The organism is Mesorhizobium sp. B2-6-1 (assembly GCF_006440475.1).
Taxonomy (GTDB): domain Bacteria; phylum Pseudomonadota; class Alphaproteobacteria; order Rhizobiales; family Rhizobiaceae; genus Mesorhizobium.
In genome coordinates this window covers 25,278-46,637 of the sequence record NZ_VFUH01000021.1, presented here as the reverse complement: position 1 = coordinate 46,637, position 21,360 = coordinate 25,278, and the positions used below count along the sequence as shown (strand labels likewise).

Sequence of the window (21,360 nt, the reverse complement as noted above, 5' to 3'; positions counted from 1 at the left end):
GCGATCCCCGCCGGCATCCTTCAGCGATGGAGACACCGCCGGGCCGGTGATCACGGATGTAGTCCCGCCTCTGGGACGTGGTACGCTTTTCAGAGCCCCCTTGGAAACTCGATTTCCAAGGCTTGCCGGCGTACCAGCCGCTCCAGCTCTGCGATCCGCGCCTCATAGGTCTGCATCGTGTCGGCCGCCGCCACGTCTTCGTCGAAGGAGCCGGCCTCGTATTTCTGGACCCAGATGCGGATCAGGTTACGCGGCAGTTCGTGTCGCTTGGCGAGACCATGCAGCGTCTCGCCGGACAGGAACTCCTGCACTACCTGACGTTTGAACTCGATGCTGTGCGTGCGATAAGTCACCATGGGCTTCCATCCTTCGAAAGCCCGGCTTCCAAGTCAATTCTGCTTGTTCATCCTGTCCGGTCCGCGGGGCCCACTCCAATCGGGGTCAGTTGTGGAAGCCGTTTGACACCCCCGCACCCCATGAACCATAGAAGCGCAATACACATAAAGTGTCGACAAAATTTTCAATTCTATCCCGAAATGCCCTCTAAATTTCCCGAGTTGTTGACAAAAAGTCGACAATACGTATTTTCAGGAAAGAGCTTTGGGAGGACTCATCAATGAAGACCGTATGGAGAAATTTGGGGCGACTGGTTGTGATCGCAGCCTTTTCGATATCCGCTGCACATGCAAGGCAACTTGAAGACATCAAGGCAAACGGCAAATTTGTCTGCGGACTGACGATCGTGCAGCCGTTCGCCTACTACGATCAGACAACGCGCGAAGTCGTGGGATACGAGGTCGATCTCTGCAACATGATCGCTGCCGATCTTGGTGTGAAATCCGAAGGCAAGGTTGTCGCTGCCGACGTGCGGGTGCCGGAGCTAATCGAGGGCCGCATTGACCTCCTCGCCGCCCTCATGAGCTATACCAAGGAGCGTGCGAAGGTCATCGATTTCAGTAATCAGTATGTGGAGGATGGATTCTACTTCATCGTCCGCGAGGATTCGCCAATCGCAAAAGTCGACCAGCTGTCGGACAAGCGCATATCGGCAGCCAAGGGCTCGCTCTACCAGAGCGCCGCAGCCCGCAAATTCCCCGACGCCAATGTCATAGCCTTCGACGACGGTCCGCTGGCCTTCCTAGCCCTCCAGCAGGGCAAGGTTGATGCGACCATCCAGCGCTCCGCTGCGGCAGTCGGGCTGCAATTGCGGTCGCCCGAAGGAAGCCCGAAGATCAGGCTGCTTGAGCCGCCACTGCTGCGCCAGGGATCAGGGTTCGGCATTCGCAAGGGAGAGGATGAATTCAAGGCCTACCTGAATAGCTTCCTGGACAAGTTGGAAGCATCGGGTGAGGCTCAGAAGCTCTGGGACAAGTGGCTTGGCAGCAAGTCCGACTACAAGCTTGAACGCACGTTCAAGATTGGCAAGGCCATGGGCTAGGTCGCGCCGCGTTCAGCCGAAACATCATACGCCGCGCCTTGCGCGGCGTATGTCTTGCGGATTGCACGCATCAGCCAAGCACTTAGAACCAAAGAGTGCCGATGAACTACGAATTCGATTATTCGATCATCCTCGACGAATACTACTTTCGGCGATTGATCGGTGGTATTGAGACGACGATCATGCTGTTCGGAATCTCCATCACCGGGGGGCTCCTGCTGGCGCTTGGGATCGTCGCCTTGAGATCGTCGCCTTGCCAATTCGTCTCGATACCCACAAAGTGGTTCGTCGAATTCCAGCGTAACGTGCCGCTCCTGGTGCATCTGCTGCTCTGGTACTTCGGCATTGCGTCACTCCTTCCGGCAGTCATCATCGACTTCGCCAATCGCAACAGTGCCGAGTTCGTCTTCGGCGCCATCACGCTTACCCTCTATGGTGCGGCCTTCATGTCCGAGGATCTGCGCAGCGGGCTCAGAGCGATCCCGCAAACGCAGTTTGAAAGTGCTCGATCGATCGGACTGTCGTTCCTGCAGACGATGCGGCTCGTCATCCTGCCCCAGGCATTCCGCCACGCCCTGCCGCCGATCATCAGCCAGTCGCTGTCCCTGTTCAAGAACACGAGTGTGGCGGCTGCGATCGGGGTTGGCGAACTGATGTACCGGGCGCGCGAGATCACGACGGAAACGTTTCGCGTGTTCGAAGCCTTCTCGGTAGCCACTGCTGTCTACTTCACAGGCTCGATCCTGATCGTATCCCTGGGTTATGTCCTGACACGATGGCTGCGCATACCCGGTCAGGCATCGCAATGATCGAACTGATCCGCGATAGCGGACTCTATATACTGCTCGGCGAATACCCAGCTGGACCGCTCGGTGGCCTTGCTCTGACGCTTGTGCTGTCAGCCTGCTGCATTGCGCTGGTATTTCCCTTGGCGATCCTTGTCGCCCTGGCCCGCACGAGCGGCAAACGCTATCTGGAGTGGCCCGTGGCCACCTATGTGAATTGCGTCCGCTGCGTCCCGGTGCTGCTCATCATCTTTTGGATCTACCTTGGAGCTCCGGGCATTGTCGGTTTCCCGCTGAGCGGGTTCACGACAATCATTATCGCGATCACGTTGTACCAGACCGCGTTTCTCTCGGAAGTCATCCGCGCCGGTATCGTCGCGATCCCGAAAGGGCAAATCGAATCCGCGAAGGCGCTGGGGCTTTCCTGGTTTCCGATCGTCTGGCGCATCGTACTCCCGCAGGTCGTCTACAATGTCAGTCCCGGCATCCTCAACGTGGCTATCATTATCATCAAGGAGACTTCCCTGGGCTACATGGTGGGCGTCGGCGAGATGACGTTGACGGCCGGCCACGTCAACAGCATGACCCTAACCAAGCCGATGGAAGTCTTCACGATCCTGGCCGCGACCTATTTCGTGATCTGCTACAGCTTGAGCCGATTTACCCGGGCTCTGGAAAACCGCGTGTCGACGCGGCTTGTAACGACTCAGTAGAAAAACGCTTGTCCTAGGTAGTGACGACACAAGCCCTCAACTTGGCCGTCAAATCGCCGTTATTTGGCACCACAACAGAATTAGTGTCGACATTTGTGAACAGCTGTGCCAAGCAGGGGGCGTCGCTCCGTCGAGGAACGGCACTTTCACCGGGAGGATAAGATGATCGACAGAAGAATGGTTCTGGCGCTGTTTTCCGCGCTCTGCATGGCCGGTTCGGCGCAGGCTCAGGAATGGCCAACGAAACCCATCACGATGGTGGTGCCCTTCGCTCCGGGCGGAGCAACCGACATTTCGGCACGCATCGTGTCGGAGCAGCTGAGCAAGGAACTCGGCCAGCCGGTGGTGGTCGAAAACCGCACCGGCGCTGCAGGCAATGTCGGGATTGCATACACGGTGGCAGCAGCCCCCGACGGCTACACTCTCGTCTTTGCGACCATGGGCTCGCTGACGACAAACCCGCATCTGTACAAGGAGCAGTTCGATCCGGCCGTCGATCTCGTCCCGATCTCCAAAACCTTCGAGGTCGACCACGTCCTGGTGGCGAGACCGAGCCTTGGTGTGAACTCGATGAAGGAACTTATCGCTCTGGCCAAGGAAAAGCCCGGACAGCTGTCCTATGGCTCGGCCGGCGTCGGCTCATCGGTGCAGATGTTCAGCGTCATGCTCGATATGATCGCCGGCACCCAGATGCGCCAGGTTCCCTACAAGGGGTCCGCGGAGGCACGCGTCGATGTCGTGGCTGGCAATATCGACATGGTCATGGATTCGGTGCCGTCCGCGATGGACCAGATCAAGTCCGGAGACCTCAAGGCGCTCGCGGTGACCAATACCAAGCGCAATGCCAACCTGCCCGACGTGCCAACCATGCAGGAGGCCGGCGTGGAAGGCTATGCCGCCGCCGCGTGGGGTGCCATTCTGGCACCGAAAGGCACGCCCGACGCTGTCGTGCAGAAGCTCTCGGCAGCTACCCAAGCGGCGCTTGCCAATCCTGACGTCGTGAACCGATACAAGACGAACGGCATCGACCCGGTGTCGTCGACGCCCGAAGCGCTGCGAGATCTGATCCAGTCGGACACCAAGCGTTGGGGCGACATCGTCAAGGCGGCCAACATCAAGGTCGAGTGATAGCGAATGAACACCAAAGACGTCTATGGCGGAGCCGGATTGATCGGCTTCGCCGGCGCTTACGCGCTGGCTGCCGGCAACCTGAAGATGACGAGTTCCCTGGGCATAGGATCCGGGGCCTTTCCCATGGGGCTCGCCGCGCTCCTGGCATTCATTGGGGTCATCGTGCTTGTCCAGGGCATCATGTCGCGGCATGTGGCGGTCTTTTCCAGGCTCTCCTGGCGCGGTCTGTTTTTGATCATGGCTGCACCTTGCATTTTCGGGCTGCTGGTCGTTCCGGCGGGAACAGTTCCGGCCCTGTCGCTGGCCGTCCTGACTGCTGCCCTCGCGAGCAAGTCGACCTCGCTATTGGCTGCCCTCACGACCACAATCGTGCTTGTGATCTTCTGCATGCTGGTCTTCAAGTTCAGCCTCGGCATCCCCCTTCGCGCGTTAGGCCCGTGGTTCGAGTTCGCAGGCACCTGATCCGATGGAAATCATTTCCGGCATAATTCTCGGCTTTTCCGTCGCGTTGACCCCGGAAAATCTGCTCTATTGCTTCATAGGCGCGGTTCTGGGCACGGCGATCGGAGTGCTGCCGGGTATCGGCGCAACGGCAACGATCGCGCTGCTGCTACCGATTACATTCACGCTTGGACCCCTGCCCGCCATCATCATGCTGTCCGGCATCTACTACGGCTCGCAGTATGGCGGGTCGACGACGGCCATCCTAGTCAAGATTCCCGGCGAAGGGTCATCCGTCGTCACCGCCATAGATGGCCACGAGATGGCGCGCCAGGGCAAGGCTGGCGTCGCACTGACGGCGGCGGCTCTAGGGTCGCTGTTTGCGGGCACGGTCGCCACCCTCGTGATTGGCGTCTTTGCGGTACCGCTGTCGTACGTCGCGCTTCGCTTCGGCGCCCCTGAATACTTTTCGCTTGTCGTGCTCGGACTGGTCGTCTCGGCGATGCTGGCTCATGGTTCGTTCGCCAAGGGCCTGGCGATGATCGTGGCGGGAGCGATGCTGTCGATGGTCGGGACCGACCTCTACACCGGGGCGCACAGGTTGACGTTCGGGTTCAACGGCTTGGCCGACGGCATCAGCTTCGTCGTCATATCGGTTGGCTTGTTCGGAATCGGCGAGATCATCCGCAACCTCGAGACGAGCGATCACCAGACAGTCGCGAGCGCCAAGATCGAGCGGCTCTGGCCGACCGGGGCGGAGTTGCGTCAGATGGCGCCGCCCATTTTGCGCGGAACGGCCGTCGGGTCGTTTCTGGGTATCCTTCCCGGCGCCGGCGCCACGCTGTCCTCCTTTGTCTCCTATTCTCTGGAAAAGAAGTTCTCAAAAGGTGCCGTGAACGTCGGCGAAGGTGCCGTGGAAGGCGTGGCGGGCCCTGAATCGGCCAACAATGCCGCGGCACAGACATCGTTCATTCCAATGTTGACGCTCGGGCTGCCGGCCAATCCGGTGATGGCGCTCATGATCGGCGCTCTGGTCATCCAAGGCATCAGACCCGGCCCGGGCGTCATCACCAATAATCCCGAGCTGTTTTGGGGGCTAATCGCATCGATGTGGATCGGCAATGTAATCCTGCTCGTCCTCAACCTGCCGCTCATCGGCATCTGGGTCCGGTTGCTCTCGGTGCCCTATAAATATCTCTATCCCGCGATCGTGGCCTTCTGCATCGTCGGCGTCTATGCGGTCTCGTTGAGCATCGTCGAGGTCTGGCTGATCGCCGCTTTTGGCGCTGCCGGGTACTTCCTGATGCGCCTCGATTTCGAGCCAGCGCCCTTGTTGATGGGGTTTGTTCTCGGCCCGTTGCTGGAGGAGCAGTTCCGGCGCGCGCTGATCATCGCGCGGGGCGACGCCATGGTCTTCCTCGAGCGGCCGATAAGCGCGGTCCTGCTGGGAACTGCCGTCCTGACGATCGTGCTGACCGCATTGCCGGCACTGAGGAAGCGCCGCGGGTCGGTCTTCCAGGAGTCCGAGAGCCTCTAGTACCGGCGCCAGCGTGGCGTCCGGTCCTTGTCGATCAACGTGGCGCGCACACCTTCCCTGAAGTCGGGGTGGCGCGTCGAAACAGCGACCATCTCCAACTCCTGGCGAAGCTTCTGTTGCAGCGTTTGATCGCCTGGCCGGCTCAGCATGTCGAAGGTCCATGCCAGCGAAGCGGGCGATCGATCCCGCAGCGTCCGCAGGACGGCTGTCGCCCAGTCTCCGCCGTCATCGCGCAGCGATTGTTCTATCGCCGAGAGACCGGACGCGCCGAAACAAGCGTCGATCTCAGCGAGCGATGACGCAAACGAGAGCGGTGGCGGCTCCATGCTCAGGGCATCCGCCGCGGCAATCCCATCCCGGCAGATTGCCTCGAGGCAGTCGGCGAACTCCGCCTCCGGGACATAGTGACTTGCCAGCCCGAGCCTCACGGCGTCACCACCCGTCAGCTGGGCGCCGGTCAGGCCGAGATACATCCCGATGCTGCCCGCAAGCCGCGGCAGGAACCAGCTGGCCCCGGCATCCGGGAAAAAGCCTATCAGCGTCTCGGGCATGGAGAACCTGGCACTGCCGGTGGTGACGCAGTACCGACTGTGCACGCTCACCGCCATGCCTCCGCCAAAGCAGATACCGTTCACAAGCGAAATGCAGGGCTTGGGGAATGTCGCCAGTAGCAGATCGAGCGCGTATTCCTGCTCGAAATAGTTGTCGATCGTACCGTAGTCCTGCGCGACGGCATGCTTCCACATCGCACGAACGTCCGCGCCGGCAGAAAATGCCTTGCCGCCGCTACTCATAATGACAACGTTCTCGATCGATCTGTCGTTTTGCCAGATTCGAAGCTGTTGGCCTAGCGACTGAACCATCTTGAGGCTGAGGGCGTTCAGTGACGATGGCGCATTGAGCGTGAGGACACCGCAAGTACCTTGCACGCGCACGAGCACCGGGGATGTTTCGCTGCGATCCATGGCGTCCTCCAGCCGATACACAATTGTCAGCTCCGTGCTAGAAAACGGACATGCCATCGTCAAGACGCTGCATCAAATCTGTCGACTTATTTGTCTTTTATGGCTGAATTTTCACCTACAATACCGCCAATTGCAAAAATATGTCGACATTCTGTGCCATGGTGCGTTAGTACGGGACGAACGACGTCATGCGCAAACGCGTGCTCTTCGAAGCGTCCAGGGAAGGAAAAACATGCTGAACACGCCACAGGACTCCCCATCGACCTCGACCGGAACCAAAGCTCTGTCGGACATTCGCATATTGGATCTGACACAGTTCGAGGCCGGCCCGTCCTGCACGCAGATGCTCGGTTGGCTCGGGGCGGACGTCATCAAGGTCGAGCCCCCGGGCATGGGCGAGCAGGGGCGGCGCGCCTCGACGGACAGTCCGGAAGTCGATTCCGTCTACTTCATGCTGCTAAACGCCAACAAGCGCAGCCTGACCTGCAATCTCAAGTCCGAAAAGGGCAAGGACATCATCCGCGCGCTGATTGCCGAAAGCGACGTGTTCATCGAGAATTTCGGCCCGGGTGTGATCGAGCGGCTTGGCTTCAGCTACGAGGAAGTCAGCCGCATCAATCCTCGCATTGTCTACGCACAGATCAAGGGTTTCGACGCCGATGGCCCCTACGCCAAGCTGCTGTCGTTCGACAACATTGCTCAGGCGGCCGGCGGCAGCCTGTCGGTGACCGGCGATGCGGACGGCAGGCCACTTACCCCCGGCGTCAATGTCGGCGACACAGGTGCCGGGTTGCATTGTTCCGTGGGCATCCTGGCAGCGCTGCATCAACGCGAGCGCACCGGTAAGGGTCAGCGGGTGCTTATCAATATGCAGGAAGTGGTTATCAATTTCGGGCGCATCCTGTACGCGGCGCAAGCCATATTCGGTCGCGCCGTGCCACGGCGTGGCAACAGCCATATCATGGGCGCAGCAGCACCTTGCGAAGTCTATCCGTGCAAGGGCGGTGGACCCAACGACTATTGCCTGATCTACAGCAGCCGCGCTGGCAACAAGCAGTGGGAAAGCCTGCTCAAGGTCATGGGCAAGGAGGAACTGTTGGGCGACCCTCGCTTCGCATCCCCGCAGCTTCGCTATGACAACTCCGCGGTAATCAATGAGTTCATCACCGAGTGGTCGTTGCAGCGGGACAAGTACGAGTGCATGCGCATCCTGGGCGAAGCAGGGGTTCCTGCCAGCGCGGTGTTCGACACGATGGAGCTCTATGAAGATCCTGCGCTGCGCAAGCAGGGTGCATTCGTGACGCTTCCGCATGCCGATCGCGGCGACTTCACCATGCCGGGCTGCCCGGTCCGGATGTCGGATTCGCCGCCTACCCCCTTTGCCGCCCCGCTGCTGGGCGACGGCAACGATGGCATCCTTGCCGAACTGATCGGACTTTCCACTCAGGACATCGAAGAGCTGCGGCGTGATAAAGTCATCTGACCAAGCGCCGGGACACCGCGGTACTCGCGCGGTGTCCCGGCGTCTCGCCAGCTGAAGGCGAGTTACGTGCTGTAGTTCGTGAAGTTCGCTGTTCCCGACCGCGCCCGCCAGTCCGTCACCACATTGACGATCGCGGTCCGGCCGGCGGCCACCGCAGCGGCGGCTCTTTCCAGAGCCGGCCGAATGGCACTGGGTTCCTCGACATATTCGCCGTAGCAGCCAAACGCCTCGCCCATCAGGTCGAAGCGCGTGTAGCCGAGATTGCGCCCCGGCTTCTTTTGGTCCGGATCAGCCGTCCAGCCGCCGTTGAGGCTGATGATAATCAACAGCGGCAGCTTATGCCTGATGGCGGTGTCGATCTCCATGGCGTTGAGGCCGAACGACCCGTCTCCATGTAGCACCACGACCTTGCTCGCGGGCATTGCGGCCTTCGCGCCGACGCCAAAAGGCAGGCCAACGCCCATCGTTCCGAAGGGGCCGGAGTTCAGCCGATGTCCAGGCAAATAGCTCGGTATCGACTGGCGGCCATAATTGAGAATCTCCTGACCATCGACACACAGGATCGTATCGCGATCGACAAAATCCCGCACTTCCTTGCACAGCCGCAACGGGTGAATCGGCACCTGATCGGTCGCCAGTTGCGCCTCGTGCTTGGGCAGTTTCGCTTGCTCCGTGGCAGACAGTCTTTCGCTCCACGCTGGGAAACGGAGCGGCTCCCCCTTTTTCAACTCGGTCACGACCTGGTTCAACACCTCGCGTGCATCGCCGACGATCCCGAGACCGAGCCGTAGAGAGCTGTCGATCTCGGCCGCATCGATATCGATCCGGACGAGCTTGGCATCGGGCGAGAAGCGGGGCGGTTCGCCGTAGGAGACGACGTAATTCAGCCGCGTTCCCACGACGATGACGAGGTCTGCCTCCTTGAATGCGGTCGACCGCGCCTGGACGAAGCACAAGGGGTGGTCCTCGGGGATGACGCCCCGGCCCTGCGGCGTCGTGTAGAACGGAATGCCGGCGACATCGACGAGCCGCTGAAGAGCGTGCGAGGCGCCTGACCAGATGATTCCGCTGCCCGTCACCAGGATGGGGCGCTGTGCGCTTCGCAGCATGTCGACGAGCTCGCAGACCGCTTCAGCGTCGGCGACAGGTCGCGGCACGTGTCTCGGTGCCGGCGCTTCGATTGCAGCATCGTCATCGACGTCGGCGTAAAGGACATCTCCGGGGAGGTCGAGATAGACGGGTCCGGGCTTACCCGACATCGCCATACGGAAGGCGCGTGCGACATATTCGGGAATGCGCTTGGGATCGTAGACCCGCTCCGCAAACTTTGTGACCGGCTTCATGATGGCAAGCTGGTCGATTTCCTGAAACGCGCCGCGCGCGTACTGAGAAATCGGCGCCGCGCCGCCGAAGGCGACCACGGGCGCGCAGTCGACCAGAGCGTGTGCCAGCCCGGTCGTGAAGTTGATCGTTCCGGGTCCCGAGGCGGCGATGCAGAAGCCGGGCTTTGCACGCACGCGCGCATAGGCATTCGCCATCATGGCCGCCGCTTGCTCATGGCGGACATCGATCATCCGGATGCCTTGCGAGATGCAGGCGTTGATGGCGTCGTTCGAGGGCCCTCCCATGATGAAGAAGCCGGTGTCCGCACCCTCCCGCGCGACCGCCTCGCCAAACAGGTCATATCCTCTACGCGCCATCTGACTCCTCCGGACTTGAAAAGCGTCACAAGACGCTGTGTCGACATATTACCTGAAAAGCATAATTTTTCGCCGTGGTACAGCCTATCCAGCAACTATGTGTCGACAAAATAGCGCGCTATCGGCCCGCGAGCCAAAGGGCGAGCTGCGGAAAGGCGATAATGAGGCCCAGTGTCGCCAGCATCGAAACCAAGAACGGCAAGATGCCGATGTAGATGTCACGCGGCCGACCGGGGTTGGCGCTCTTTACCCGGTTCGACATTCCCTGGACGATGAAGAGATTCATGCCGACTGGCGGTGTGATCAACGCCACCTCCACGAGGATGACCAGGATGATGCCGAACCAGACAAGGTCTATGCCGAGCGTTTTCAGGATCGGAAGAATGACCGGCACCGTGATGACGACGATCGACAGGCTCTCCATGAACATACCCAGGATGATGTAGAGCACGCACATCAGCAGGATGAACTGCATTGGCGAGAGGCCGAGACCGACGATCATCTTCGTCATCGCCGTCGGCAGGCCCAGATAGGACACGACGAACTGCAGCAGAAAGGCGCCGATGAGGATGAACATGATCATCGACGTGGTGCTGGCCGTCGACAGGAAGGTATCGCGCAACATGGCCCTGTTGACGCGACGGTTGAGCAGCGAGATCAGGAACGAACCGGCGACCCCGAGGGCCGCTGCCTCGGTGGCGGTGGCGACGCCGAGATAGATGGTCCCGAGAACCAGGAACATCAGAAACGCTATGGGCAGAATTGGCACGATGCCGAGCAGTTTCTCGCGCCAGGTGCTCGAGGGTGCCTTGGGTGCGGTCGACGGCCGTATCAACGCCGCCGCAATGATGGAGACCATGAACAGTCCGACCATGAGCAGGCCGGGCACGATCCCCGCCATATAGAGCTGGCCGATCGACGCTTCCGCCAGGACGCCATAGACGATCATCACGACGCTGGGTGGGATAAGGATTCCGAGAGTTCCACCCGCGGCCAGCGAGCCGAGGGACATGGAATGGCTGTAGCCTTCGCGCTGGAGATAGGGCAGCGCGACGCCGCCGACCGTGGCCGCTGTTGCGGCGCTCGATCCGGATATGCACGCGAACATCGCACTGGCCGCGATGTTGGTATGCAGCAAGCCTCCAGGCAGCCTGTTCAGCCAGCGCGACAGCGACTGATACATGCCTTCGGTAACGCCGCTGCGCAGCAGGATCTCGCCCATCAGGACGAAGAGGGGCAAGGCTACAAGAGTGGTGTTGTTCAGCGCATTCCAGGGGATCGTCGACAGGATGGGGAAAAGCGACCTGGCGCTGAACAGCTCGCCAACGACGATTGCCGTGATGCCCAGCGCAGCCGCCACATGCAGGCCGACCGCGAAGGTGACGAGCAGCATCGCCATGAGAGTCAGACCGAGGAACAGCATGGGGCGCTCGACTATATTGATTGGTGAATTTCGGTCGGACCGCCGCTATCGCCGGCCGCGATTTCGGGCAGAAATACCCGCGTTACCGTCAGAATCGCGGCCTGCAGCGTCAGAACGCCGAGACCGAAAGCAACCATGAACTGCGGGACCGCCAGGGGCGCATGCAGCCTTGATATGCCACGCGCACCAATGGCGTGTGACTGTAGGCCAAGCTTGACCGCATAAACGAAGAGCAGTCCTGCCACCAGCCCGACCAGTGCGATCGCGACGGTGAGCAGCACGCGCTGCAGGCGCTGCGGAAGCAGCGTCACGATGACGTCGATGCGGACATGCTCGCCCATGCGCAGCGTGTGGCCCAGGCCCAAGGCCGCGGCCACCGCAAGTGTGTAGCCGGACAATTCGTCCGACGCACCGGTATAGGGCAGACCGAACTTGCGCGCCACGGCTTCCCAACTGATGTAGAACGCCAACGCCAGAAACGACGTTCCCGAAACATAGCTCAAGAATGTCGACAGCATATCGAGGCGGCGCCCTATTGCGAGCAGGACCGAGCGGCGGCCAGCGTCGCCGCCGGCTTGTTCGCGATGGTCAGTCATGGAGGTCTGTCTCCGGTCTCATGGTGCCTGAAAGCCGGCGATCGGGCCAATGACGGTGTTGAAAGTCTGCTTGCTGTCGCCACCGGCACGTTCGGCCCATTTCGGGACCACGACGGTCCTGGCGATCTCGACAAGCTTGTCCTGCCACTCCGGCTTGCCTGGAATGCGAAGCGTCATTCCATTGGCCACGGCCAGGTCGAGGCCAGCCTTGGTGTCTTTCTCGCCGAGGCTCCAGCCGAGTTCGTTGATCCGCGGCGTCAACTCATCGAGCGCCCCTTGACCTTCGGCCGGCATTGTCGTCAGGGTCGTGGGCGATACGACGATGAAGCCAGCGCCAGCGCCGAGACGCAGGTCGACCACATGCTTGACGACCTCCCAGAGCTTCAGTCCCGCGCCGCTTTCCGGACCAGTCACGACGGCGTCGACCACGCCGCGTTCCAGCGCCGAGTAGACTTCGGAGAGAGGTATGAAGACGGCCTCGGCGCCGAGCGCACCGAAATAGTCTGCCTGGGAGACCGAGAAGACGCGGATCTTCTTGCCCTTGAGGTCATCGAGAGACTCGACCGGGAATTTCGACCAGAGATATTGCGACGAGAAAGCAAAGGAGCCGATCGGCTTGCCCCCGAACACGGCCTGGTTCTGCATGACCACGGAAGGCAGCCAGGCGTCATAGGCGGCCCGCGACTGCGCATAGTCCTTGAAAGCGCCGGGAAGCTGCACGCCTTCGATGAGCGGCGCATCACCGGATACGTAGCCCGTGACCACCTCGGCAACGTCGACAAGGCTCGAGTTGAGCATCCGGATCAGCTCCTGGCCGGTCAGGCCTAGCTCCGGAAATGAGGACACCTGGACCGTGACTGCTCCATTGGTCTTGGCCTTCATCTCCTCGGCGAACCATTGCCATTTCTCAGTGAACTGGCTGGAGTTGCGTGTGTTGGAAACGACCTTGAGCTCGAAGGTGCTTTGTGCGCTTGCTGGCTGGACTGCCATCGCAGCCGCAACGGCAAGCGCCAGCGAGATACGTTTGACCAGTTTTAGAAACATGATGTCCTCCGTGTTTTCGAAATTATCTCGTTCACTATGAAGTCTTCGCCGGCCTCGAAAGCCGGTAAGCCGCATCGATATGGCGCATCACGGCGCGCATGTCGTTGAGGTTCGCGATGGGCTGCTGGCCGGCCTGCAAACGTGAAAGCGTGTCCGTGACAAAGGTCGGATAATGCGGCATGTTCGTCGTGGTCGCCGCGATCGTCTTCTTTGCGCCGGACAGATCGAACACGTCGATTTCCCCGGGCCCGCGGGCAACGAAATAGTGGCCGTCGGTGCGAACCGAGAAATGCATATCGAAAACCCCGACAGGAGCCGGGAGAAGATATCCCGTCTCCACGATCCAGGGCCGACCGGCTGCTTCAAGCGAAATGACGGAATGATCCTCCACGGGCCTGCCGCCGGTTGCGTTGGTGGCGAAGGCGGTGACGACATGCGGATCGAAGTCACCCAGCAGGAGCTGACATAGATCCAGAAAGTGCACGCCGAGGTTTATGCCGCTGCCGCCGCCTGATTTCGCCGGATCGAGCATCCATGAGCATCCGGCCTCGTCATAGCGAGAAGGCAGACCTGCAATGAAGCGGAACGAGGCGAAATGGACCATCTCCCCGGCGGCAACGTCCCGCAGAGTCTGGAGAAATCCGGAATAGCGGAAGACGAACGGAATGGCGACGAAGCTGCCTCGATCGGCCGCCTTGGCGGCCAGCGCCGCGACCTGCGCCTCATTGATACCGACCGGCTTTTCGATCGCAAAAGGAATGCCTGCCTCAATCAGGAAATCGGCCACAGCCGCCATCTCTGCATGCGGCGCCATCGCGAAGACGAAGTCGGGCTTCTGTGCGTCGCAAAGATCCGCGTAGGACTGGTACGACTTGCAGCCAAGACGGTTGGCATATCGATCCGCGGCCACGAGATCGGAATCACTGACCCCAACCACGCTCTCCCCCGCCTCAAGGAGCGGGGCCAGGAACAGGGGCGTATGCCAATGCGAAACGCCGATGATTGCAATGCGCACTTGCATCGAACTCCCTAAAATGCGGGCTTTATGGGACCCGCCACCGCCAGCCCGCCAGCGCCGCCTGTTCCTGGCCATGTTTTCATCGATTCCTCCTCGCCCTCAACATCAAAAGTGTCGAAACTTTCTGTCAAAAACCAAGACATCATCCGGCATTTTTGCAAAAAAACACCTTATATGTCGACAATGATGTGATATCAACCCAGCCAAACAGAGCTATGATAGAGCCAGCGCGCAAGGTGACGAGATGAATGACAGCTTCGGACTCTTGATGGTGATGATGCAGCCGCCTGCCACCATGGAGGAGGAATTCAACGCATGGTACGACACGGAGCACCTGCCGGAGCGCGCCGTTCTCCCTGGCTTTCTCAGCGCGAGACGATTCGTCTGTGTCGACGGATATCCGCGCTATATGGCCCTATACGATCTGGATTCGGAAGCCGCCTTGTCGTCTTCCGCCTACATAGCCATCTCGGGCGAGCGTTTCAGTCCCTGGACCCGTCGCGTCACCAGCCGGATGCCGGTGTATCGCGTTGCCGCAACCCAAGCCTATCCCGGCAACGAGGTTTCGCTGCCAACGGCGCGCCTGGTGCTGATCAAGATACGTCGCGGTCCAGATGAACAGGCCCTGATCTCATCGCTTCGCGCTGCGCTAGACGGACGCTCGGACGTCCGGCAATGTAGGCTCTTTTGCTCTTCAGAGGCCCCTGGAGATTTCTTCGTAATGCTGGGCCTCAGCGGCCCCTGGCCATCACTTCCCGACTTTGTCGACAAGATTGCCGCTCAAGCCCAACTGGCATTCGTCAACACCTACGCACCTTACGATCCCAGCAAGTAAGCTGAAAGCGAATGCAGATGGAAAACCTGGTCTTTCGAGAGATCACTGGCACAGGCCCAGCCGTTCTCCTCCTTCATCCAATTGGCCTTGACCACAGCTTCTGGGGCGGTCTTGTTCCCACGCTGGCAGCAACGCATTGCGTGATCGCGGTCGACCTTCCGGGGCACGGTGATTCAGCGGAGGCAACCGCCGGCATGTCGGTCGCCGACTATGCCCAGGCCATGTTCGAGATGCTGGATCAACTCGCTGTGGACAGGGCCGCGGTGCTGGGGCTGTCGTTCGGAGGCATGATTGCGCAGGAGATGGCCGTTACCTATCCTGACAGGATAACCAAGCTCATTGTTGGGGCCTGCGGGCCGAAAATACCAGCGGCAGCAGTCGACGTCGTGCGGCAGCGCGGGAACGTCGACGAGCATGCAGGCATGGCCTCGGTCGTGGGCGCCACGATCGAGCGGTGGTTCACCCCTGCATTTCTTCAGTCCCCGGTAGTCGGGAGAGTCCGCAATCGCCTGCTAACCAACTCGCCGGCAGGCTGGAAGGCGGGGTGGAGCGCCATTTCGGCGTTCGACGCCTTGGAACGCCTGTCGCGAGTTTCGGCGACGACGCTCGTCATCGCAGCCGAGAGCGACGCAGGCACCAGCGTCGAAGCCACGGCCTGCATTGCCAAGAACATCCGGCAGTCGCAATTCATCCTGCTCGAGGGCGCCCCGCACATGATGCAGATCGAGCGCGAAGACGACTTCATCGCAGCCGTCGCCCCCTTCCTGCAAGGCGAAACCGCAGCCGAGAAGCGACCATGACCGTCGCTTACGGATTGCTGATGGTGATCAGCGAGCCGCCGGCGGCTTTGGATGAGGAACTCAACGCCTGGTACGACACGGAGCACATCCGGGACCGCATGGCGGTCCCCGGGTTCCTGCAGGCAGAACGGTTCGTGTCGATATACAGGCCAATGCGATACCTAGCGCTCTATGATCTCGAAGCGATCGACGTGCTGCACGGCGATGCCTACCTGAGCGGCACGGGAGACGGGGATTCTCCGTGGACCAAGCGCATCATCTCGCTTGCGAAGTTCACCCGGATCGAGGCCGCGCAGATCGCCCCAGGCCAATCGGTAACCTCGGCGAAAGGCTCCCGAATTCTCCTTCTCGTTTTCGCTGCGGCAGACGCCGTGGCCGATCAGGTGATCGATGGCGCAGAGACGTGCTGGTCGTCGGTCGAAGGCGCCGAATGGCGCGTGTTTGGAGGGCGCGGAGCCGAGAGGGGTACGCTGTACGTCCTTGTCTCCGGCCACCTTGATCTGGAGCGACATCTCGCCCCTGAAGCCTTCGGACGAGCCTTTGCGCTGCTCGCACACACGGAAACGTTTTGCCGCATTGACCGCGCTTAGTGGCGACATTTTATTTTTGGCATCACAATCGGTTTACTTAGAAAATAAATATATTACAGTTATTTACGTAGTTTTTTCACCTTTCTCCGCTTCTCCACACGGCTTGACATCAGCCAAAATGTCGACTTTAAGCGATCTGACGACAGGTAGTTGCCTGGCAGAATTTTTGCATGGAGAGGAAGCCCTGATGAATGGCGGCAGCAACTTTATTACGGGCACGCTAGACTATCTGCGCCGCCCTCTTGCGGCGAATATCGGTCACGGCCAGCGCGTCCTCGTGCTGTCGGATTTTGATCATGACCCGCGTGTATGGCAGGCGGTCATGACGATCCTTGCGGACATCGGCGCCGAGTCGACCTTAGCTCTCTTCGAACGCAGGCCAGCCGATTACTACGATCCGCCCAAGGCTGTCGTGGAGGCAATGATGAGCTCGGATTTCAACATCCTGCTGGCTTCCACCGGCATGCTGCACTCCACCGCGAGCTTCAATGCGATGCAGGCCGGCATTCCGTCCATCTGCATGGACGGCGGGATGACGCTGGAGATGTTCCAATCCGGCGCAGTCACCGATGATATGAAGATGATCGCACTGCGCAAGCACTACGTTTCCAAGAACGTGTTCGGGCCCGATCCGAAGCTATGCCACGTCACTTCCGACCACGGCACAGATTTCACCTACAGCGTCGAAGGACGCATCACGTGCCCGCCACTTCCGGGTGAATCATTCGATCCGTACAAGATCATCGATTTCGCCAAGGACGAAAACCGTCCGGGCAACAATCTGCTCTATTACCTGTTTCCAACCGGCGAATTCAACGTCGCACCGGTGGAAGGGAGCGCCAATGGCAAGCTGATTATCGACCTGACGATGCATCACATCGGTCGCCTCTTTACGCCTATCGAGTTGACGGTGGTGGACGGCCGTGTCGTCGACATCGATGGTGGACCCGAAGCACGCATTCTGCGCGACTATCTCGATGCCTATGGCGATGAGAACGCCTATATGTGCCCTGCCGAGGCATCTGTTGGCGTCAACGCCAAGGCCGTTGTTCGCGGCATTCAGCGCGAAGACAAGAACATCATGGGCACATTGCATTTCGGCCTTGGCACCAATGTCGATGTGGGCGGAACAATTAAGTCCAAGATCCACATGGATGGCGTCATCTTGCACCCCACTTTGGCTGTGGACGGCGTGACGAAGATCGACCGCGGCAAGTTCCTCGTTCCGATCGAGTCCGATTGAGCCGGCAGGAAGTCTGAATCGTGCGCCTCGACATCCTGGCACACAGCACCAAGGGTGACCGGAGTGGGCCGCCCTTGTTTCTTGTCCATCCGCTCGGCGCCAACGGCAGCTTCTGGGACGGATGCGTTGACGATCTCGCCCCGACGGGCTTGACCGTCAGTGTCGACCTGAGGGGGGCCGGCAAGTCGCCCGACCTCACCGAGCCTCTGACGCTTCAACACATAGTCGAGGATCTCGAGAGCCTGAGATCGGCACTCGGCCTCGATCGCATCGTCGTGATCGGGTGCGCCGTGGGTGCGATGGCGGCCGCGGCCTACGCCCACATATATCCCAACCGAACCCGGGCCCTTGTTATGTCAAATCCCGGCATGCGTATTGACGGCAACGCGGCCGCGGCCCTGCTGGATCGTGCGCAGCGCGTTCGCTCCGACGGCATGGCGGCCATTATGCCGTCAGCAGTCGACAATGCCTTCGCCAATCGGCCCGGACCACAGCGCGACGCTTATGCCAGGCGCTTCGTCGCGCAGAATGCGGCGAATTATGCCTGGGCCTGCGTGGGTGCGTCGACCGCGAATATCGAAGCCATCGAGGTGCGCTGCCCCACGCTCATCATCGCCGGCCACCAAGACCGGCTGTTTGGGGTCGACCCTGCCAGGCAGCTTGCGCACAAGATTGCCGGCTCAACGCTCGTGGAGCTAGAACAAGGAGCGCACTTCATCCCCTACCAGACCTCCGCCGAATTCTGCGGTCGGGTGTTGGTCTTTCTCAAGTCATTGGAAACCTAACGCATTGCGAAATCTGTATGCAGCCAGGGTTTGTGCTTGTCGTGCTGTCTGCTTGCAGAATAAAGTCGAAGGCAACTGGAGCAAGAGTACATTCTGATGGATACCATGAGCGCGGAAGACAGCCTGGCCCGAGCTCAGACAACCATCCAGCGGATAATTGCCTCTCGTGACGATCGGGTGTCGCTGGTAACCCAGATCGCCATCGAGATAGGCGCCGAGATCATCGAGGATGTCATACCGCCGGGGCATGATCTCAACTCGGTGGATCTGTCCCGTCGCTACAAGACAAGCCGCACCCCGATTCGAGAGGCTTTGATGCTTCTAGAGAAGGAAGGCCTTGTCGATATTCCGCCGCGGCGCCGGCCAAGGGTGCTGGTGATGGATCTGCCGATGATCCGCGAGATTTATCGCACGCGAGCGGCAATTCTTGAATTCGTGTCCGCCGATGTCGCCGAAACTGCATCGCCTGAAGAATTGGATCAGTTGGAGGCGGCGGTCGCAGACATGGCCCGCGCTTGCTCAGACGGCAACGTTAACGCTTATCTGTGGGCCAACATCGCGTTCCATGACTTGAACCTCGTTGTGTCGAAGAATTTGACTGCGAAGCGAATTGTGGAATCTTTGCTGCTAAAGACGATTCGGTTGCGGCGAAAGTCTCTTTCACAAGAAGGCCGGCTTGCCGCGTCTCTTGACGATCACAAGCGCCTTGTTCGCGCCTATCGCGAACGAGACCCGCGATTGGCGGCGGCTCTGGTGCACGCCAATCACTACAATGCCCTGCGAAACCTGGAGAGCTCCAGTCAATAGGGCTGAAATAGGGCGCTGAGCACTCCCACCTGTGCTCCTCAGCCGGGGGGCATATAGCCGGCGCGGTTTAAATTGCACCCACGACGCCTGGCCACTTGAGACACCCTTCCCGGCATATTGCCGCGGTTCCCGACGTTTGGCCGGGTCGCCCTCTCGTCACAGGTGCGGCGACACCAGGACAGGCGTTTCGATCGCGTTTTTCGGCGACTTGTAGATCCTTTTCGGTTCCGGAAAAAGCCCGCGAGGACGTTTCTGAAGCACGACGATAAAACCAATGCCGATGATCAACTGCCGTATCGCACCGATCTGCACGGCAGAGAGCATCGGCATGAGTTCCGCGATGAAACGCGTTCCTTCCACGATGAACACGACAAAGAACGCGCCGATAACTGCTCCCCAATTGTTGCCACGACCGCCGAGGATCAGGGCAAGAAAGATGTATATCAGCAGCTGCGGGTGGAAAACTTCCGGGGAGACGAAGCCGATATAGTGGGCATACAGCGCGCCGGCGAGCCCCATAATGCCGCCGCCGAGGGTGAGGGCCTTCATCTGGAAGCCAAAGACGTATTTTCCCGCAGTCGCTGCAACCATCGGATCATCGCGAATGGCGCGAAGGGCACGGCCGAAGGGGGCTCGCCTGATCGCCTCCGTGGCCGCGAGGACCACAGCGACGGCGATCAGGCAGAAAACGAGATAGGTCAGGTTGAACGTCTCACCCCCGCCCCAGGAGAAGCGCGGAATTTGGCTGATGCCGTCGGTGCCGTTGGTAAGCCAGATCTCATTTTGTACAATCAGCGCCATGACTTGGGCGAAGCCGAGGGTAGCAATGGCGAGATAGTCGTCGCGCAGCTTGACTAGGCCGACGCAGGTAGCGGCGCCGAGAAGCGCGGCAACCAATGTGCCGACGGACATGCCGACAACAATCGGAAATCCGAGCTTAACGGTCAGAAGCGCCGAAACATATCCGCCGATCGCATAGTAGCCGAGAATGCCGAGGTTGACCATTCCGGCCATGCCCCACATCAGGTTTAGCCCGAGGGCCAGCAGGGCATAGAGGCTGCCGAAAGTCAGGATGGAAATTACATAGGTCAGCATTGCCCAATTCCTTTATCGCTTGCTTAGAATGCCGCGCGGGAAAAACAGCAACGCGATGATGATGGCAATGAAGCCGATCGCGGAGCGATAGGCGACAGGCATTGCCAGGAGCGACACTTCCTCCGCGACGCCGATGATCAATGCGCCTGCGACCGCGCCGGGAATATTGCCGAGGCCACCGAGCACCGCAGCCGCAAATACCGACAGAATGACCCGGAAACCGATTGTTGGTTCGATGGCAGCATCGAGGGCGATCAGGACGCCGCCGACACCGGCAAGGCCCATGCTGATGAACACGGCGAGACGTGAGATCTGCTCGGGATTAATGCCTTTGATGTCGGCGAGCCCCGGATTGTCGGCGACGGCACGCATTGCCTTGCCGATCGACGTAAACGTTAGCAGGCAGAAGAGCAGCGCCATGATGACTGCTGCAATCAGGAAATTATAGAACTGCTGCGGCGCAATATGCACATCGCCAAGTATCCAGTCGCGATAGACCAGTACATCGAGGCCTTGCACATCGTTGCCGAAACCGAACCTCAGAAAATTTTCCAACACCATATTGAGTGCCATGGAGGCGATCGCGACGGAAAGTGGACCATAACTACGCAACGGCTTAAGGGCGATATGATCGCTTGCGACCCCGACCAGTCCGCTGACCAGAAATGCCGCAAAAACGGAGACGATCGCCGGCATACCGAAAACGACGTTGAACATATAAGCTGTATAGGCGCCGACCGCGATATGGGCAGCAAGCGCGAAGTTGCTTATCTGGAGAACCGCGAAGATCAGACTGAATGCGATTGCCGGCACCGCAAGAATGGCGCCGGCCATCAAGCCGTTCACCACAAGCTGTGCGATTTCTGTTGTAAAATCCATGCTCGATTCCGTCACCATGCGGCTAAGATTTAAGGACTAGATGGACCGATGC

Annotated in this window: 22 protein-coding genes; 13 read left to right on the top strand and 9 right to left on the bottom strand. The window is 59.9% G+C overall.

What is annotated here, in order from left to right; genetic code table 11:
* Window positions 1-89: 89 nt before the first annotated feature.
* Entirely contained in the window at window positions 90-356 is a 267-nt protein-coding gene (locus FJ443_RS28895; protein WP_246681251.1) for a transposase, read from the bottom strand.
* Between the two features lie 260 nt (window positions 357-616).
* On the opposite strand from FJ443_RS28895, the gene FJ443_RS28890 reads away from it, so the two are divergent.
* The 6 genes from FJ443_RS28890 to FJ443_RS28865 all read left to right on the top strand — a co-directional run bounded on the left by FJ443_RS28890 (window position 617) and on the right by FJ443_RS28865 (window position 6,045).
* On the top strand, window positions 617-1,438 hold the full coding sequence (locus tag FJ443_RS28890; protein ID WP_140666632.1) for a transporter substrate-binding domain-containing protein: 822 nt from the start codon (window positions 617-619) through the stop codon (window positions 1,436-1,438).
* Between the two features lie 101 nt (window positions 1,439-1,539).
* Complete coding sequence (locus tag FJ443_RS28885; RefSeq protein WP_140666630.1) at window positions 1,540-2,247, top strand: amino acid ABC transporter permease; 708 nt, start codon at window positions 1,540-1,542, stop codon at window positions 2,245-2,247.
* On the top strand, window positions 2,244-2,936 hold the full coding sequence (locus FJ443_RS28880; protein WP_140666628.1) for an amino acid ABC transporter permease: 693 nt from the start codon (window positions 2,244-2,246) through the stop codon (window positions 2,934-2,936). Before FJ443_RS28885 ends, FJ443_RS28880 begins: the two co-directional genes overlap by 4 nt.
* A gap of 162 nt (window positions 2,937-3,098) precedes the next feature.
* Window positions 3,099-4,064, top strand: coding sequence for a tripartite tricarboxylate transporter substrate binding protein (locus FJ443_RS28875; RefSeq protein WP_140666626.1), 966 nt, complete (start codon window positions 3,099-3,101; stop codon window positions 4,062-4,064).
* A 39-nt stretch (window positions 4,065-4,103) separates the two neighbouring features.
* Window positions 4,104-4,529 carry a tripartite tricarboxylate transporter TctB family protein gene (locus tag FJ443_RS28870; RefSeq protein WP_181175156.1) on the top strand — a complete coding sequence of 142 codons (426 nt, stop codon included), beginning with the start codon at window positions 4,104-4,106 and terminating at the stop codon, window positions 4,527-4,529.
* Between the two features lie 4 nt (window positions 4,530-4,533).
* Window positions 4,534-6,045 carry a tripartite tricarboxylate transporter permease gene (locus FJ443_RS28865; protein WP_140666622.1) on the top strand — a complete coding sequence of 504 codons (1,512 nt, stop codon included), beginning with the start codon at window positions 4,534-4,536 and terminating at the stop codon, window positions 6,043-6,045.
* Here FJ443_RS28865 and FJ443_RS28860 read toward each other — a convergent pair.
* Entirely contained in the window at window positions 6,042-7,010 is a 969-nt protein-coding gene (locus FJ443_RS28860; RefSeq protein ID WP_181175155.1) for an enoyl-CoA hydratase/isomerase family protein, read from the bottom strand. The two genes, FJ443_RS28865 and FJ443_RS28860, sit on opposite strands and share 4 nt — an antisense overlap.
* 232 nt (window positions 7,011-7,242) lie before the next feature.
* Between FJ443_RS28860 and FJ443_RS28855 the strand changes: the two genes are divergently transcribed.
* Window positions 7,243-8,493, top strand: coding sequence for a CoA transferase (locus tag FJ443_RS28855; protein ID WP_181175154.1), 1,251 nt, complete (start codon window positions 7,243-7,245; stop codon window positions 8,491-8,493).
* Window positions 8,494-8,555: 62 nt separating this feature from the next.
* Here the strand turns inward: FJ443_RS28855 and FJ443_RS28850 are convergent, their stop codons facing one another.
* The 5 genes from FJ443_RS28850 to FJ443_RS28830 form a co-directional block, all read right to left on the bottom strand.
* Complete coding sequence (locus FJ443_RS28850) at window positions 8,556-10,193, bottom strand: thiamine pyrophosphate-binding protein (protein WP_140666616.1); 1,638 nt, start codon at window positions 10,191-10,193, stop codon at window positions 8,556-8,558.
* A gap of 118 nt (window positions 10,194-10,311) precedes the next feature.
* Window positions 10,312-11,616, bottom strand: a complete 1,305-nt coding sequence (locus FJ443_RS28845; RefSeq protein WP_140666614.1) for a TRAP transporter large permease subunit — start codon at window positions 11,614-11,616, stop codon at window positions 10,312-10,314.
* An 11-nt stretch (window positions 11,617-11,627) separates the two neighbouring features.
* A complete protein-coding gene (locus FJ443_RS28840) occupies window positions 11,628-12,212 on the bottom strand; it encodes a TRAP transporter small permease (RefSeq protein ID WP_140666612.1) in 585 nt (194 codons plus the stop codon).
* An 18-nt stretch (window positions 12,213-12,230) separates the two neighbouring features.
* A complete protein-coding gene (gene dctP / locus FJ443_RS28835) occupies window positions 12,231-13,256 on the bottom strand; it encodes a TRAP transporter substrate-binding protein DctP (protein ID WP_181175153.1) in 1,026 nt (341 codons plus the stop codon).
* A gap of 34 nt (window positions 13,257-13,290) precedes the next feature.
* On the bottom strand, window positions 13,291-14,277 hold the full coding sequence (locus tag FJ443_RS28830) for a Gfo/Idh/MocA family oxidoreductase (RefSeq protein WP_210239632.1): 987 nt from the start codon (window positions 14,275-14,277) through the stop codon (window positions 13,291-13,293).
* 241 nt (window positions 14,278-14,518) lie between these two features.
* Between FJ443_RS28830 and FJ443_RS28825 the strand changes: the two genes are divergently transcribed.
* The 6 genes from FJ443_RS28825 (at window position 14,519) to FJ443_RS28805 (ending at window position 19,334) form a co-directional block, all read left to right on the top strand.
* Window positions 14,519-15,109: a DUF4286 family protein gene (locus FJ443_RS28825; protein WP_140666606.1), complete on the top strand. Its 591-nt coding sequence runs from the start codon at window positions 14,519-14,521 to the stop codon at window positions 15,107-15,109.
* Window positions 15,110-15,126: 17 nt separating this feature from the next.
* Window positions 15,127-15,909, top strand: a complete 783-nt coding sequence (locus tag FJ443_RS28820) for an alpha/beta fold hydrolase (protein WP_210239630.1) — start codon at window positions 15,127-15,129, stop codon at window positions 15,907-15,909.
* The gene (locus FJ443_RS31355) at window positions 15,906-16,499 is read left to right on the top strand and encodes a DUF4286 family protein (RefSeq protein ID WP_181175151.1); all 594 of its coding nucleotides are present in this window, start codon (window positions 15,906-15,908) and stop codon (window positions 16,497-16,499) included. The genes FJ443_RS28820 and FJ443_RS31355 overlap by 4 nt, the downstream gene beginning before the upstream one ends.
* A gap of 187 nt (window positions 16,500-16,686) precedes the next feature.
* Complete coding sequence (locus tag FJ443_RS28815) at window positions 16,687-17,742, top strand: aminopeptidase (RefSeq protein WP_210239629.1); 1,056 nt, start codon at window positions 16,687-16,689, stop codon at window positions 17,740-17,742.
* Between the two features lie 20 nt (window positions 17,743-17,762).
* Complete coding sequence (locus FJ443_RS28810) at window positions 17,763-18,527, top strand: alpha/beta hydrolase (RefSeq protein WP_181175149.1); 765 nt, start codon at window positions 17,763-17,765, stop codon at window positions 18,525-18,527.
* Between the two features lie 96 nt (window positions 18,528-18,623).
* Window positions 18,624-19,334 (top strand): GntR family transcriptional regulator, encoded by a 711-nt coding sequence (locus FJ443_RS28805; protein ID WP_140666598.1) that lies wholly within the window; start codon window positions 18,624-18,626, stop codon window positions 19,332-19,334.
* Window positions 19,335-19,490: 156 nt separating this feature from the next.
* Here FJ443_RS28805 and FJ443_RS28800 read toward each other — a convergent pair whose 3' ends face one another.
* Both FJ443_RS28800 and FJ443_RS28795 read right to left on the bottom strand, forming a co-directional pair.
* Entirely contained in the window at window positions 19,491-20,429 is a 939-nt protein-coding gene (locus FJ443_RS28800; RefSeq protein ID WP_140666596.1) for a branched-chain amino acid ABC transporter permease, read from the bottom strand.
* 12 nt (window positions 20,430-20,441) lie between these two features.
* Complete coding sequence (locus FJ443_RS28795; protein WP_140666594.1) at window positions 20,442-21,308, bottom strand: branched-chain amino acid ABC transporter permease; 867 nt, start codon at window positions 21,306-21,308, stop codon at window positions 20,442-20,444.
* Window positions 21,309-21,360: the final 52 nt, after the last annotated feature.

Bases quoted from the DNA above. Each gene is read 5' to 3' on its own strand.
- FJ443_RS28895 (WP_246681251.1), bottom strand. From the start codon at position 356: ATGGTGACTTATCGCACGCACAGCATCGAGTTCAAACGTCAGGTAGTG.
- FJ443_RS28890 (WP_140666632.1), top strand. From the start codon at position 617: ATGAAGACCGTATGGAGAAATTTGGGGCGACTGGTTGTGATCGCAGCC.
- FJ443_RS28885 (WP_140666630.1), top strand. From the start codon at position 1,540: ATGAACTACGAATTCGATTATTCGATCATCCTCGACGAATACTACTTT.
- FJ443_RS28880 (WP_140666628.1), top strand. From the start codon at position 2,244: ATGATCGAACTGATCCGCGATAGCGGACTCTATATACTGCTCGGCGAA.
- FJ443_RS28875 (WP_140666626.1), top strand. From the start codon at position 3,099: ATGATCGACAGAAGAATGGTTCTGGCGCTGTTTTCCGCGCTCTGCATG.
- FJ443_RS28865 (WP_140666622.1), top strand. From the start codon at position 4,534: ATGGAAATCATTTCCGGCATAATTCTCGGCTTTTCCGTCGCGTTGACC.
- FJ443_RS28860 (WP_181175155.1), bottom strand. From the start codon at position 7,010: ATGGATCGCAGCGAAACATCCCCGGTGCTCGTGCGCGTGCAAGGTACT.
- FJ443_RS28855 (WP_181175154.1), top strand. From the start codon at position 7,243: ATGCTGAACACGCCACAGGACTCCCCATCGACCTCGACCGGAACCAAA.
- FJ443_RS28850 (WP_140666616.1), bottom strand. From the start codon at position 10,193: ATGGCGCGTAGAGGATATGACCTGTTTGGCGAGGCGGTCGCGCGGGAG.
- FJ443_RS28845 (WP_140666614.1), bottom strand. From the start codon at position 11,616: ATGCTGTTCCTCGGTCTGACTCTCATGGCGATGCTGCTCGTCACCTTC.
- FJ443_RS28840 (WP_140666612.1), bottom strand. From the start codon at position 12,212: ATGACTGACCATCGCGAACAAGCCGGCGGCGACGCTGGCCGCCGCTCG.
- dctP (WP_181175153.1), bottom strand. From the start codon at position 13,256: ATGTTTCTAAAACTGGTCAAACGTATCTCGCTGGCGCTTGCCGTTGCG.
- FJ443_RS28830 (WP_210239632.1), bottom strand. From the start codon at position 14,277: ATGCAAGTGCGCATTGCAATCATCGGCGTTTCGCATTGGCATACGCCC.
- FJ443_RS28825 (WP_140666606.1), top strand. From the start codon at position 14,519: ATGAATGACAGCTTCGGACTCTTGATGGTGATGATGCAGCCGCCTGCC.
- FJ443_RS28820 (WP_210239630.1), top strand. From the start codon at position 15,127: ATGGAAAACCTGGTCTTTCGAGAGATCACTGGCACAGGCCCAGCCGTT.
- FJ443_RS31355 (WP_181175151.1), top strand. From the start codon at position 15,906: ATGACCGTCGCTTACGGATTGCTGATGGTGATCAGCGAGCCGCCGGCG.
- FJ443_RS28815 (WP_210239629.1), top strand. From the start codon at position 16,687: ATGAATGGCGGCAGCAACTTTATTACGGGCACGCTAGACTATCTGCGC.
- FJ443_RS28805 (WP_140666598.1), top strand. From the start codon at position 18,624: ATGGATACCATGAGCGCGGAAGACAGCCTGGCCCGAGCTCAGACAACC.
- FJ443_RS28800 (WP_140666596.1), bottom strand. From the start codon at position 20,429: ATGCTGACCTATGTAATTTCCATCCTGACTTTCGGCAGCCTCTATGCC.
- FJ443_RS28795 (WP_140666594.1), bottom strand. From the start codon at position 21,308: ATGGATTTTACAACAGAAATCGCACAGCTTGTGGTGAACGGCTTGATG.